The sequence below is a fragment of the Acidovorax sp. FG27 genome (assembly GCF_040365715.1).
In the GTDB taxonomy this organism is placed as follows: Bacteria; Pseudomonadota; Gammaproteobacteria; order Burkholderiales; family Burkholderiaceae_C; genus Paracidovorax.
Map to the genome: position 1 here is coordinate 1,044,942 of NZ_BAABVY010000009.1, position 12,964 is coordinate 1,057,905.

Here is a 12,964-nt window from a genome sequence, read left to right on the forward strand (position 1 = left end):
GCCTTTGCCCCTGGCCCCGACCCGCCGCGCGCAGAGCCTGGCAGACGGTGAAATAATCACGCATCGCCGCCGCGTGCCCGCAGCAGCCCCTTCCCTCCAGGAGATCTCCCCATGAGTGACGCCCAGCAACGCATCGACACCCTCGTCAAGTCCAACAACATCCTGCTGTTCATGAAGGGCAGCGCCAGCTTTCCCATGTGCGGTTTCTCCGGCCGCGCCATCCAGATCCTGAAGGCCTGCGGCGTGGACACCAAGAACGTGGCCACCGTGAACGTGCTGGACGACCCCGAGATCCGCCAGGGCATCAAGGAATACAGCAACTGGCCGACCATCCCGCAGCTGTATGTGAATGGCGAATTCATCGGTGGCTCGGACATCATGATGGAGATGTACGAGTCGGGCGAACTCAAGCAGGTGCTGGACGCACCGCGCTGACCCGGCCCCTGCCCTGCACCCCGCCGCCTTCGGGCGGCTTTTTTACGCACTTTCGGCCGAGGGCGCATCGGGAACAGGGGCCGTTGACCGGGTTTATCCAGCGTTGAGCCCGGGCATGTTGTGTGCTTGAATGAACGCGTGACCTCTTCAACCGGGAGCGCGACATGAACCCTTCGACCCACCTCGTCCCCCAGCCGCAGCCCTTGAGCCTGCCGGTGGCCCAGATGCGCAATGTGTTCCAGCCGTCCGAGGTCGAACGCCGGCTGCGCCGCCTGCACGACGCCGGCGGCGGGCAACGCGACCACGATCCGCTGCGCTCGGTGTACGAGCGCATGCTCGAGCGCGGTCCCGAGCGCTTCCAGGTCAAGCCCGCAGGCGTGCCCGACATGGCGGGGCTCTACGAGCAGTTGCCCAATTTCACCGAGGTGCTCGACGACGTGAAGCGCCACGTCGCGCTGGCGCAGGACAGCCGCGACGGCCTGGAGGTGACGCCCATGCTGCTGCTGGGCGTGCCCGGCATCGGCAAGACGCATTTCGCCCGCCAGCTGGCGCAGCTGCTGGGCACGGGCATGAGCCTGGTGCCGATGAGCTCCATGACGGCCGGCTGGCTGCTCTCGGGCTCGTCGTCGCAATGGAAAGGCGCGCGCCCCGGCAAGGTGTTCGATGCGCTGGTGGAAGGCGAGTACGCCAACCCGGTGATCGTCATCGACGAGATCGACAAGGCCGCCTGCGACGCGCAGTACGACCCGCTGGGCGCGCTCTACAGCCTGCTGGAGCACGACACGGCGCAGAACTTCACCGATGAGTTCGCCGAGGTCGCCATCGACGCCAGCCAGGTGATCTGGATCACCACCGCCAACGACGAGCGCGGCATTCCCGACCCCATCCTGAACAGGATGAACGTGTTCGAGGTGCCGGCGCCCACGCCGGAGCAGGCCCGCGCCATCGCCCGGCAGCTCTACCAGGAGATCCGCTCTTCGCACGACTGGGGCCGCCTGCTGGAGCCGGAACCCGAGGCAGATGTGCTGGACGCGCTGGCGCACATGCCCCCGCGCGAGGTGCGGCGCGCCTGGATGACCGCCTTCGGCAATGCCCGCCTGGCCCGGCGCGGCGCCGTCGAGGTGGCCGACCTGCCGGCCGGCACGGCGCGCAAGGGGCGCATCGGCTTCGTGCAGTAGCCGGCACGCGGCGGGGCTGACGAGCTACCGCACGGCCCTGCCGGCCTTTCCCCGGGCCCGTTCGGGGCCGGAGGGAGGCCCAGGGGTATGGGGCCGGGGGCGACGCGTCCCCGCTACACTTCGACGCACTGCGCGGCCCCTGCCGGGCCGCTCGCCGTCCCCGCACCGTCCCCCATGACCGTCTCTCAAAGCCTTCTCGTCATCGGTCTCCTGATCGTTGCCAGCGCCTTCTTTTCCCTCGCCGAGATCTCGCTGGCCGCCTCGCGCCGCCTGCGCCTGCGCCAGATGGCCGACGAGGGCGACAGCCGGGCGGACCGGGTGATGCGCATCCAGGAGCAGCCGGGCGACTATTTCACGGTGGTGCAGGTGGGGCAGAACGCCGTCGCCATTCTGGGCGGCATCGTGGGCGAAGGCGCCTTGAGCCCGCACTTCACCAGCCTGATGGAACTCTGGATGGCGCCGCAGAAGGCGCAGACCTTCGGCTTCCTGGCATCGTTCATCAGCATCACGTCCCTGTTCATCCTGTTCGCCGACCTGTTCCCCAAGCGCCTGGGCATGGCCAATCCGGAACACCTGGCGCTGCGCGTGGCCCGGCCGATGACCGTGCTGATGGCGCTGCTGCGGCCGCTGGTGTGGCTCTACAGCCGCAGCGCCGACCTGCTCTTTCGGCTGCTGGGGCTGTCGTCGCTGCGGGACGACCGGGTCACTTCCGAGGACATCCTGGCCATGATGGAAGCCGGAGCGCGTGCCGGCGTGCTGGCGGCGCGCGAGCAGCAGGTGATCGAGAACGTGATCGAGCTGGACACCCGCACCGTGGGCAGCGCCATGTCGCAGCGCGACCGCATCGCCTACTTCCTGCGGGACGACCCGGACACGGTGATCCGTGCGCGCATCGCCGAGGAGCCCTTTTCCACCTACCCGGTCTGCGAAGGCGACCTCGACCACGTCGTGGGCTATGTCGATGCGAAAGACCTTTTCCAGCGGGTGCTGAACAACCAGCCCATTTCGCTCGCCGACGAAGGGCTGGTGCGCAAGGTGCTGGTGGTGCCCGACCGCCTGTCGCTGGGCGAGGTGCTGGAGCAGTTCCGCCAGGTGCACGAAGACTTCGCGGTCATCGTCAACGAGTACAGCATGGTGGTGGGCGTGGTCACGCTGAACGACGTGATGAGCACGGTGATGGGCGACCTCATCAGCCCGACCGACGAGGAGCAGATCGTGCGGCGGGACGAGAACTCCTGGCTGATCGACGGCGTGACCCCGGTGGCCGACGTGCTGCGGGCGCTGGGCCTGGACAGCCTGCCGCATGCGGACGAGTACGAAACGCTGGCCGGCTTCCTGATGGTGATGCTGCGCCGCGTGCCGCGCCGCACCGACAGCGTCAACTGGGGCGGCTACAAGTTCGAGGTGCTTGACGTGGACAGCTACCGCATCGACCAGGTGATGGTGTCGCGGCTGGGCAAGAACGACGCCGGGAGCCCGGCCACCGCGTGATGGCAGCGACCGGCTGACCGGGCGCCCTGCCCTCAGAACGTGTTGACTATCTCCCAGGGGTCGCGCAGCGGTGTGGGCGGGTGGGGTGCAAGGCGCGGTGCGTAGTGGATAGCACGGCTATCCACAAGCGCCGCAACGCCGCAGACCACCCGCCCACACCGCTGCCCTTCGGGTTGGAGCGAAATCGGGCGATTGGAGGCTCCGGCTGCTTGCATGGGCACGAGCCCATGCAGCGCATCCGCAGCATCCACTCATCCCGATTGCGCTCCAACGCGATCCCCTGCGAGATCGTCAACACGTTCTCAGGCCGCGTCGGCCGCTGGGGGGCGCTCCTGGAAGAAGTAGTTGCGTTGGGCCGAGAAGACGGCGTTCGGGTAGGCCGGCTTGCCGCGGCTGCCGTTGTAGCGGCCGAGGGTCATGTACAGATCGCCCCGCTCGCGGTCGAGGTAGTGGCGCAGGATGACGCAGCCGAAGCGCAGGTTGGTCTGCATCTGGAACAGCTTGCCCGCATCGCCGTCGCCGATGACGCGGGTCCAGAACGGCATGACCTGCATGTAGCCGCGTGCGCCCACGCTGGAGACGGCGAACTTGCGGAAGGCGCTTTCGACCTGGATGAGACCCAGCACCAGCGACACGTCCAGCCCGGCGCGGCGGGACTCATACCAGACGGTCTGCAAGAAGTCGCGCCGCACTTCCCAGTCGGGCTTGTGGCGGCGCAGGCGCTCGCTCATGGTGCCCAGCCAGCGCAGGTAGGCCAGCCGCGCCTCGGTCGAGGCGAACAGGGGCTCCGGCGGCGCCTGGTTGGCGACGGCGGAGCTGAGCGCCGTGCGCACGGAATCCATCAGGGGTTCTTCGAGCTGGCCACCCGCATGGGCGGCCTCGGGCGCCCCCAGCCAGGCGGCTGGCCCGGCCGACAGCGAAACCAGGCAGGCGCGGCGCGATACGGCACCCACGGGTGCCTGCGCGGCAGTGCGGTTCACGGCGCCGCTCAACCCCAGCATGCTTTTCATAACGTGATTCGACTCCGGACATGCGCCAGCACGTCGGCCAACGCGACCTTGGTGGCGGCCGTGTCCCGGCGGTGCTGGTACTCGAGTTGGCCTTCCTTCAGGCCCCGGTCGGAGATGACGACCCGGTGCGGCACGCCGATCAGCTCCCAGTCGGCGAACATGGCGCCGGGGCGCTCGCCCCGGTCGTCCAGCAGCGTGTCGATGCCTGCGGCCTGCAGATCGGCGTAGAGCTTTTCCGCCGCGGCCTTGACCTCGGCGCTGCGGTCCATGCCGATGGGGCAGACCACCACGGTGAAGGGCGCGAGGGCGTCCGGCCAGATGATGCCGCGCTCGTCGTGGTTCTGCTCGATGGCGGCGGCCGGCAGGCGGGTGATGCCGATGCCGTAGCAGCCCATCTCGAAGAAGGCGGGTTTGCCGTCTTCACCCAGGAAGGTGGCGTTCATCGCCCGGCTGTACTTGGTGCCCAGGTAGAAGATGTGCCCCACCTCGATGCCGCGCTCGATGGCGAGTTCGCCCTTGCCGTCCGGCGAGCGGTCGCCAGCGACCACGTTGCGCAGGTCGGCCACCACGTCGGGCTCGGGCAGGTCGCGGCCCCAGTTCACGCCGGTGATGTGGAAGTCGGGCTGATTGGCGCCGCAGACCCAGTCGGCCATGAGCGCGACCTCGCGGTCCACCACCAGCTTGACGGGCTGCTTCAGGTCCAGCGGCCCGAGGTAGCCGGGCTTGCAGCCGAAGTGCGCCTCGATCTCGCCCAGCGTGGCGAACCGGAACCCTGCGTCCAGACCAGGCACCTTGGAGACCTTGATCTCGTTCATGTCATGGTCGCCGCGCAGCAGCAGCAGCCAGACCTGGCTGCGGACGATCTCGCCCTCGGCATTGGTTTCATCGGTCGCCAGCACCAGCGACTTGACCGTGGAGGCCAGCGGCAGGCCCAGCAGCTCGGCCACGCTCTCGCAGGTGCTCTTGCCGGGGGTGGGCGTGAGCGTGCGTTGCTGCATGGGCGCGGGGCGCGGGCCGGTGGGCGCCAGGGCCTCGGCCTTTTCCATGTTGGCGGCGTAGTCGCTGGCGGGGCAGTAGACGATGGCGTCTTCGCCCGTCGCCGCGATCACCTGGAATTCCTCGCTCAGGTCGCCACCGATGGCGCCGCTGTCGGCCGCCACCGCGCGGTAGGTCAGGCCAAAACGGTCGAAGATGCGGCGATAGGCCTGCGCCATGACCTGGTAGCTGGCCTGCGCGCCCGCCATGTCGCGGTCGAAGCTGTAGGCGTCCTTCATGACGAATTCGCGGCCGCGCATGAGCCCGAAGCGCGGGCGGCGCTCGTCACGGAACTTGGTCTGGATCTGGTAGAGGTTCTTGGGCAGTTGCTTGTAGCTGCGCAATTCCTGGCGGGCGATGTCCGTCACCACTTCTTCACTGGTGGGCTGCATGACGAAATCGCGGCCATGGCGGTCCTTCACGCGCATCATCTCGGGGCCCATCGACGTGAACCGGCCCGTTTCCTGCCAGAGCTCGGCCGGCTGCACCACCGGCATGGCGCATTCCATCGCGCCCGCCCGGTTCATTTCCTCACGCACGATGGCTTCCACCTTGCGCACCACCCGCAGGCCCATGGGCATGTAGTTGTAGATGCCAGCGCCCAGTTTCTTGATGAGGCCGGCCCGCATCATGAGCTTGTGGCTGGCCACTTCGGCGTCCGCAGGAGCCTCTTTGAGGGTGGAAATGAAGAATTGGGAGGCTTTCATCGGCTCGATTTCAGGCGACTGCGACCGGCACGCTTGCCGCACACGGGGCGCCGTGCATAATGGTCACAGTTTAAAAATTTGGGGTTAGATTATGCTTGACCGGGACGGTTTTCGGCCCAACGTCGGCATCATCCTGCTCAACCAGAAAAACCAGGTATTTTGGGGCAAACGCATTCGCACCCACAGCTGGCAATTCCCGCAAGGCGGCATCGATCGCGGCGAAACGCCCGAACAGGCGATGTTCCGGGAACTGCACGAAGAGGTGGGACTGCAGCCGATGCACGTTCGCGTGGTTGCCCGCACCCGGGACTGGTTGCGCTACGAGGTGCCTGACCGGTATATAAGGCGCGACGCCAGGGGCCACTACAAGGGCCAGAAGCAGATCTGGTATCTGCTGCAGCTGGTCGGCCACGACTGGGACTTGAACCTGCGGGCCACCAACCATCCGGAGTTCGACGCCTGGCGTTGGAACGACTACTGGGTGCCGCTGGACGTGGTGGTCGAATTCAAACGCGGCGTCTACGAGATGGCGCTGACCGAGCTGGCCCGCTTTTTGCCCCGGCACGAGCAGCGCAACCGCTACCTGCGCAGCGGCATGCGCTCGCGCGAGGGCGCCGAGCTGCATGCGGGCGGCGCGGCGCCGTTCCATCGCGCGGGCTCGCTGCTGCTGAGCCCGGGTGTGGAGCTTCCGCCGGGTGCCAGCTTCGATCCGAACCCCCAGTGCGAGGACGCGAGCGCGCTGGCCCCACTGCCGCCCACCAAGCCGAGCGCACCTACCGCCTGAGCCTCGGTCAGGCGGCCGCACGGCCGGGAGTACGCCACCCGCAGCGCACAGGAAAGCCCGCGCGCCGGGCTGCCTCCGCGCCGCGCTCAAACTCCCGCCGAGCTGGCCGCCACCGACGGCGCTGCGCGGCGCGTGGCGCCCGTCAGCACGAGGTTGTCGCGGTGCACCATTTCCGGCTCGGCGATGTAGCCCAGCAGGCGCTCGAATTCCGACGAAGGCTTGCGGCAGAGCAGCCGCGCCTCGGCACTGGCGTAGTTGGCCAGGCCGCGCGCGAGTTCCGTGCCTGCGGCATCGCGCACGGCGATCACGTCGCCCCGCGAGAAATCACCCTCCACCGCCACCATGCCGATGGGCAGCAGGCTCTTGCCTTCGTCGCGCACCTTGGCCGCCGCGCCGGCGTCCACGGTGACCGAGCCGCGCAGCTGCAGGTGATCGGCCATCCATTGCTTGCGCGCCTGCTGCTTGGCCGTCTGCGCCACCAGCAGCGTGCCGATGGATTCGCCCTGCACCAGCCGCATCAGCACGTCAGGCTCGCGGCCCCAGGCGATCACGGTCGAGGCGCCGGAGCCTGCGGCGCGCTTGGCGGCGATGATCTTGGTGAACATACCGCCCCGGCCGATGCTCGAGCCCGCGCCGCCGGCCATCGCCTCCAGCGCCGGGTCCCCCGCCCTGGCTTCATGCACGAACTGCGCCGCCGGGTCGCGCCGGGGATCGGCCGTGTAGAGCCCCTTCTGGTCCGTCAGGATGACGAGCGCATCGGCCTCGACCAGGTTGGCGACGAGCGCGCCCAGCGTGTCGTTGTCGCCGAACTTGATCTCGTCGGTGACCACGGTGTCGTTTTCGTTGATGACCGGCAGCACACCCAGGCGCAGCAGCGCCAGCAGCGTGGAGCGGGCATTCAGGTAGCGCTCCCGGTGCGCCAGGTCGGCGTGGGTCAGCAGCACCTGCGCGCTGCCCAGGCCCTGTTCGCGCAGCTTGGTCTCGTACATCTGCGCCAGGCCCATCTGCCCGACGGCCGCCGCCGCCTGCAGCTCATGGATCTCGCTCGGGCGCGACGACCAGCCCAATCGCTTCATGCCTTCCGCGATGGCGCCGCTGGACACCATGATGACTTCGCGCCGCTGGCCCCCGTCGCCGCGCACCAGGGCCGCCAGCTGCCGGCTCCATTCGCCGATGGCCTGCTCGTCGAGGCCGCGGCCCTCGTTCGTCACCAGGCTCGAGCCGACCTTGACCACGATGCGACGCGCGTCGCGCAATAGACTGGATACCATTTTTTTGAGGTCTTTTTGGCCTGCAGCGCCGATCAATCAAGCGCTTGCAGCTATATTTTTGATAGCAAATGCACTGCCAGCCGCTCAGGCGGGCGCGTCGCCGGCGAACCGTGGGTCGACCTCGACGGGAGCTGCCAGCGCCTGCTGCTCGGCGCGCACGTGCTGATAGATCGCCTGGATCAGGCTCTCGCAGCCTTCGCGGGTCAGGGCGGAGATCTCGAACACCGGCCCCTTCCATTTGAAGCGCTTGACGAAGTCCTTCACCAGCGCCGCGCGGTCCTGCGCGGGCACCATGTCGAGCTTGTTCAGCACCAGCCAGCGCGGCTTGGAATGCAGCGCGGCGTCGTACTTCCTCAGCTCTTCCACGATGGCCTTGGCCTGGGCGACAGGGTCCACCGCGTCGTCGAACGGCGCCATGTCGACCACGTGCAGCAGCAGTCGGGTGCGCTGCAGGTGGCGCAGGAACTGGTGACCCAGCCCCGCTCCCTCGGAGGCGCCTTCGATCAGCCCCGGAATGTCGGCGATGACGAAACTCTGCTCGGCAGCGACGCGCACCACGCCGAGGTTGGGGTGCAGCGTGGTGAAAGGGTAGTCGGCGATCTTGGGGCGGGCGTTGGAGACCGCGGCGATGAAGGTCGACTTACCCGCGTTCGGCATGCCGAGCAGCCCCACGTCCGCCAGTACCTTCAATTCGAGCTTCAGGCTCTTGCGCTCGCCCGGCCAGCCGGGGGTCTTCTGCCGGGGCGCACGGTTGATGGCGCTCTTGAACCGCATGTTGCCGAACCCGCCGTCGCCCCCCTTGGCGATGGTGATGACATCTCCGGGGTTGAGCAGCTCGTACAGCACCTCGCCGGTTTCAGCGTCGGAGATGATGGTGCCCACGGGCATCTTGAGCGTGATGTCGTCGCCCGCTGCGCCGAACATGTCGGAACCCATGCCGTGTTCGCCCCGCTTGGCTTCGTGCCGGCGCGAGTAGCGGAAGTCCACCAGCGTGTTCAGGTTCGGATCGGCCACCGCGAAGACGTGGCCACCACGGCCGCCGTCGCCCCCGTTCGGGCCCCCGAACTCCTTGTACTTCTCGTGGCGGAACGAGACACAGCCATTGCCGCCATCTCCGGCGGCAATGTCGATAAAGGCTTCGTCGACGAACTTCATGGTATCCAGTTTACAAAAGGCCGGTCCGGCTGCTGCCCGGACGGCTCAGGAGCTCCGTCGCACGGAGCACCCAGGGCGGCCTGCGCACGGCGCCCTGGAAATGACAAAGCCCCGACGTGCGGGGCTTTGGTGAGTGCCGAGGAAGGCCTCAGGCTGCAGTCACGTTGACCGTCTGCTTGGACATGGCACCCTTGGTGCCGAAGGACACGTGCCCGTCCACCAGGGCGAACAGCGTGTGGTCCTTGCCCACGCCGACGTTGTTGCCGGGGTGGAAACGCGTACCGCGTTGGCGCACGATGATGGAACCAGCGCTGATCAGCTCACCGCCGAAGGCCTTCACACCGAGCATCTTGGGCTTGGAATCGCGCCCGTTTCGCGTAGAGCCGCCGCCTTTTTTCTGTGCCATGAGATCGACTCCTGTTAACCGGCGATCGCGCCGATTTGCAGTTCGGTGAACTGCTGGCGATGGCCTTGGCGTTTCTGATAGTGCTTGCGACGGCGCATCTTGAAGATGTGCACCTTGTCGTGCTTGCCGTGGGCCACGACCGTTGCCGTGACCGTTGCGCCGGACACCAGGGGCGTGCCAACCTTCAGTTCAGCGCCGTTGCCGACAGCCAGAACCTGGTCGATCACGATCTCCTGGCCTACGTCCGCAGCAATCTGTTCTACTTTAATTTTTTCGCCAGCAGCAACGCGATATTGCTTGCCACCGGTTTTTATGACCGCGTACATGTAAACCTCTTCGATGTGAGTCCTGCAAACGAATTTCTGCAGAGCCGCCGACTCTACCACGCCAGCGCCCTTTGCGCAAGCCGTGGAGCTCGCACACAGCCCCCGGGCGGCCCCCGCAGTCGCCATGCGGCCGCTGCCTCGATGACTGGGCCGGACAGGGGATGGCGCTTCCTATAATCGCGGTTTCCCTCGAACCCCTCCTTCGCTTTGGCTGCCACCTCCTCCAGTACCGCATCCTCCCTTGCACTGATCGCACAAGACATGCTGCAGGTGGACGAGGTGATCGCTCAACGGCTCGACTCCTCGGTCCCGCTGGTCGGCCAGGTGGCGAGATACATCATCTCCGCCGGGGGCAAGCGCCTGCGGCCGGCACTGCTGCTGCTGGCCTGCGGCGCGCTCGGCTACCAGGGGGCGCAGCGCTTCAACATCGCGGCGGTGATTGAATTCATCCACACCGCCACCCTGCTGCATGACGACGTGGTGGACGAGTCGACGCTGCGCCGGGGGCGCCCCACCGCCAACGAGAGCTTCGGCAACCCGGCGAGCGTGCTGGTCGGCGACTTCCTGCATTCGCGCGCCTTCCAGATGATGGTGGATGCCGACGACATGCGCATCATGCAGATCCTGTCGGAGGCCACCAACGTCATCGCAGAGGGCGAGGTGCAGCAGCTGATGAACACGCACGACGCATCGCTCAGCGAGGCCGGCTATCTGCAGGTGATCCGCTCGAAGACGGCGAAGCTGTTCGAAGCCAGCACCCGGCTGGCGGCCGTGCTGGCGGGCAGTCCCGCCGCGGTCGAGGACGCCTGCGCGGACTACGGCCAGGCGCTCGGCACGGCGTTCCAGGTGATCGACGACGTGCTGGACTACGACGGCGACGCCAGCGAGATGGGCAAGAACCTGGGCGACGATCTGCGCGAAGGCAAGGTCACCCTGCCCCTCATCATCGCCATGCAGCGCGGCTCGGACGCGCAGCGCCAGCTGATTCGCGACGCCATCGAAGCGGGTGCCACCGACGAGCTGGCGTCGGTGATCGCCATCGTGAAAGAAACCGGGGCCCTCGACGCGACCCGGGAAGCCGCCGCCGCGCAGGCGCGGCTCGCGCTGGACGCGGCCGCGCAGCTTCCGGACAACGCCCACACCGCCGCCTTGCGGGAACTGGCCTCCCAATTGCTCGAACGGCGCGTTTAATCATCTACACTCTAGCCCGCTGTCGGGGTGTAGCTTAGCCTGGTAGAGCGCTACGTTCGGGACGTAGAGGCCGGAGGTTCGAATCCTCTCACCCCGACCAGTCGGTCAACAGCACCATCGACCCGCCGTTGCATCACAGACGCACGCGCAAGCCGTCGGCATCGGCCCGAGGTGCCGGTGATAGGATGGTTTCCCTTCCATCACCAAAGAATCCCCTGGTTACATGGCTGCTGTCGATTCCGCACACAAGGACGCTTCCACCATGGCTTTGCCGGGGTTGGGCCGCGCGCTCATCTCCGCTGGCCAGCTCAGCCAGAAGATCGCCGAAGATCTTTTCAAGAAGTCCCAGGCCAGCCGCACCAGCTTCATCGCCGAACTGACGGGCTCGGGCGCCGTGTCGCCCCTCGATCTGGCCCACACGGTGTCTTCCGTCTTCGGCGCGCCCCTGCTCGACATTGACGCGATCGACCCACTGCGCCTGCCGCGCGATCTGCTGGACGCGAAGATCTGCCAGGCCTATCGCGTCATCGTCCTTAGCAAGCGCAACAACCGCCTCATCGTGGCCACGGCGGACCCGACCGACCAGGAGGCCGCCGAGAAGATCAAGTTCACCACGCAGATGGGCGTGGACTGGATCATCGCGGAATACGACAAGCTGGTCCGACTGATCGAGGCCGTCACCAAGTCCACGTCGGAAGCCATGGAAGGCATGGGCTCCAGCGGGGAGTTCGAATTCGACGACCTGCCCACCGAGGAAGCGGCCGAGCCCGCGGATGCCGGGGCCAACGAAGTCGAAGACGCGCCCATCGTCAAGTTCCTTCACAAGATGCTGCTCGACGCGTTCAACATGCGCGCGTCGGACCTGCACTTCGAGCCGTACGAGCACCAGTACCGCGTGCGTTTCCGCATCGACGGTGAATTGCGGGAGATCTCCTCGCCGCCCGTGGCCATCAAGGAAAAGCTGGCCTCGCGCATCAAGGTGATCTCGCGCCTCGACATCTCCGAGAAGCGGTTGCCGCAAGACGGCCGCATGAAGCTGAAGGTGGCGCCCGACCGCGTCATCGACTTCCGGGTCAGCACCCTGCCCACGCTGTTCGGCGAGAAGATCGTGATCCGTATCCTCGACCCCAGCAGCGCCAAGCTGGGGATCGACGCGCTGGGCTACGAGCCCGAGGAAAAGGAGCGCCTGCTGCAGGCCATCGGCAGGCCCTACGGGATGATCCTGGTGACCGGTCCGACGGGCTCCGGCAAGACGGTGTCGCTCTACACCTGCCTGAACCTGCTGAACAAGCCGGGGGTGAACATCGCGACGGCGGAAGACCCGTCGGAAATCAACCTGCCGGGCGTCAACCAGGTCAACGTGAACGAGAAGGCGGGCCTGACCTTCGCGACGGCGCTGAAATCGTTCCTGCGGCAGGATCCGGACATCATCATGGTGGGGGAAATCCGCGACCTCGAAACGGCCGACATCGCCATCAAGGCGGCGCAGACGGGGCACCTGGTGCTGTCCACCCTGCACACGAACGATGCGCCCACCACGCTGACCCGCATGCGCAACATGGGCATCGCGCCGTTCAACATCGCAAGCAGCGTGATTCTCATCACGGCGCAGCGCCTGGCCCGCCGGCTGTGCCCGCAATGCAAGGCCCCGGCCGACATTCCCCACGAGGCCCTGCTCGACGCCGGCTTCAGCGAAGACGAGATCGACGGCTCCTGGGTGACCTACAAGCCGGTGGGCTGCCCGGCGTGCAACAACGGCTACAAGGGGCGGCTCGGCATCTACCAGGTCATGCCCGTGTCGGAAGAGACGCAACGCATCATCCTGCGCGACGGCAGCGCGCTCGAGATCGCCGAGCAGGCCAAGCGCGAGGGCGTGCGCTCGCTGCGCGCGTCGGGTCTGTACAAGGTGCGCATGGGGCTGACCTCACTCGAGGAAGTCCTGGCCGTGACCAACGAATAACCCACAACGAGAGTG

At 67.0% G+C, this 12,964-nt stretch carries 12 protein-coding genes and 1 tRNA gene; 7 read left to right on the forward strand and 6 right to left on the reverse strand.

All coding sequences use genetic code 11. From position 1 onward, the window contains the following. Positions 1-111 precede the first annotated feature (111 nt). From grxD to paeA, 3 genes are all read left to right on the forward strand, one after another. On the forward strand, positions 112-435 hold the full coding sequence (gene grxD, locus ABWV53_RS11720) for a Grx4 family monothiol glutaredoxin (protein ID WP_056668536.1): 324 nt from the start codon (positions 112-114) through the stop codon (positions 433-435). 164 nt (positions 436-599) lie between these two features. Next, positions 600-1,613, forward strand: a complete 1,014-nt coding sequence (locus tag ABWV53_RS11725; protein ID WP_353366019.1) for an AAA family ATPase — start codon at positions 600-602, stop codon at positions 1,611-1,613. Positions 1,614-1,787: 174 nt separating this feature from the next. Beyond that, positions 1,788-3,104 carry a polyamine export protein PaeA gene (gene paeA / locus ABWV53_RS11730; protein ID WP_353366021.1) on the forward strand — a complete coding sequence of 439 codons (1,317 nt, stop codon included), beginning with the start codon at positions 1,788-1,790 and terminating at the stop codon, positions 3,102-3,104. 302 nt (positions 3,105-3,406) lie between these two features. On the opposite strand, the gene ABWV53_RS11735 is transcribed toward paeA, so the two are convergent. Together ABWV53_RS11735 and ABWV53_RS11740 are read right to left on the reverse strand one after the other, a co-directional pair. Continuing rightward, positions 3,407-4,105, reverse strand: coding sequence for a lytic transglycosylase domain-containing protein (locus tag ABWV53_RS11735; protein WP_353366707.1), 699 nt, complete (start codon positions 4,103-4,105; stop codon positions 3,407-3,409). A 5-nt stretch (positions 4,106-4,110) separates the two neighbouring features. After that, positions 4,111-5,856 (reverse strand): proline--tRNA ligase, encoded by a 1,746-nt coding sequence (locus ABWV53_RS11740; RefSeq protein WP_353366023.1) that lies wholly within the window; start codon positions 5,854-5,856, stop codon positions 4,111-4,113. Positions 5,857-5,947: 91 nt separating this feature from the next. On the opposite strand from ABWV53_RS11740, the gene ABWV53_RS11745 reads away from it, so the two are divergent. Continuing rightward, positions 5,948-6,640, forward strand: coding sequence for an RNA pyrophosphohydrolase (locus ABWV53_RS11745; protein WP_353366025.1), 693 nt, complete (start codon positions 5,948-5,950; stop codon positions 6,638-6,640). 86 nt (positions 6,641-6,726) lie between these two features. Here ABWV53_RS11745 and proB read toward each other — a convergent pair whose 3' ends face one another. The 4 genes from proB to rplU all read right to left on the reverse strand — a co-directional run bounded on the left by proB (position 6,727) and on the right by rplU (position 9,798). Beyond that, positions 6,727-7,911 (reverse strand): glutamate 5-kinase, encoded by a 1,185-nt coding sequence (proB, locus tag ABWV53_RS11750; protein WP_353366027.1) that lies wholly within the window; start codon positions 7,909-7,911, stop codon positions 6,727-6,729. Between the two features lie 84 nt (positions 7,912-7,995). Next, a complete protein-coding gene (gene cgtA, locus ABWV53_RS11755; RefSeq protein WP_353366029.1) occupies positions 7,996-9,066 on the reverse strand; it encodes an Obg family GTPase CgtA in 1,071 nt (356 codons plus the stop codon). 148 nt (positions 9,067-9,214) lie between these two features. Further along, on the reverse strand, positions 9,215-9,472 hold the full coding sequence (rpmA, locus tag ABWV53_RS11760; RefSeq protein WP_056668556.1) for a 50S ribosomal protein L27: 258 nt from the start codon (positions 9,470-9,472) through the stop codon (positions 9,215-9,217). A gap of 14 nt (positions 9,473-9,486) precedes the next feature. Next, on the reverse strand, positions 9,487-9,798 hold the full coding sequence (gene rplU / locus ABWV53_RS11765) for a 50S ribosomal protein L21 (protein WP_092939230.1): 312 nt from the start codon (positions 9,796-9,798) through the stop codon (positions 9,487-9,489). A gap of 207 nt (positions 9,799-10,005) precedes the next feature. Between rplU and ABWV53_RS11770 the strand changes: the two genes are divergently transcribed. From ABWV53_RS11770 to pilB, 3 genes are all read left to right on the forward strand, one after another. Then, entirely contained in the window at positions 10,006-10,989 is a 984-nt protein-coding gene (locus ABWV53_RS11770) for a polyprenyl synthetase family protein (RefSeq protein WP_353366032.1), read from the forward strand. Between the two features lie 23 nt (positions 10,990-11,012). Then, positions 11,013-11,089, forward strand: a tRNA-Pro gene (locus ABWV53_RS11775). 123 nt (positions 11,090-11,212) lie between these two features. Beyond that, a complete protein-coding gene (gene pilB / locus ABWV53_RS11780; RefSeq protein WP_353366034.1) occupies positions 11,213-12,949 on the forward strand; it encodes a type IV-A pilus assembly ATPase PilB in 1,737 nt (578 codons plus the stop codon). Positions 12,950-12,964: the final 15 nt, after the last annotated feature.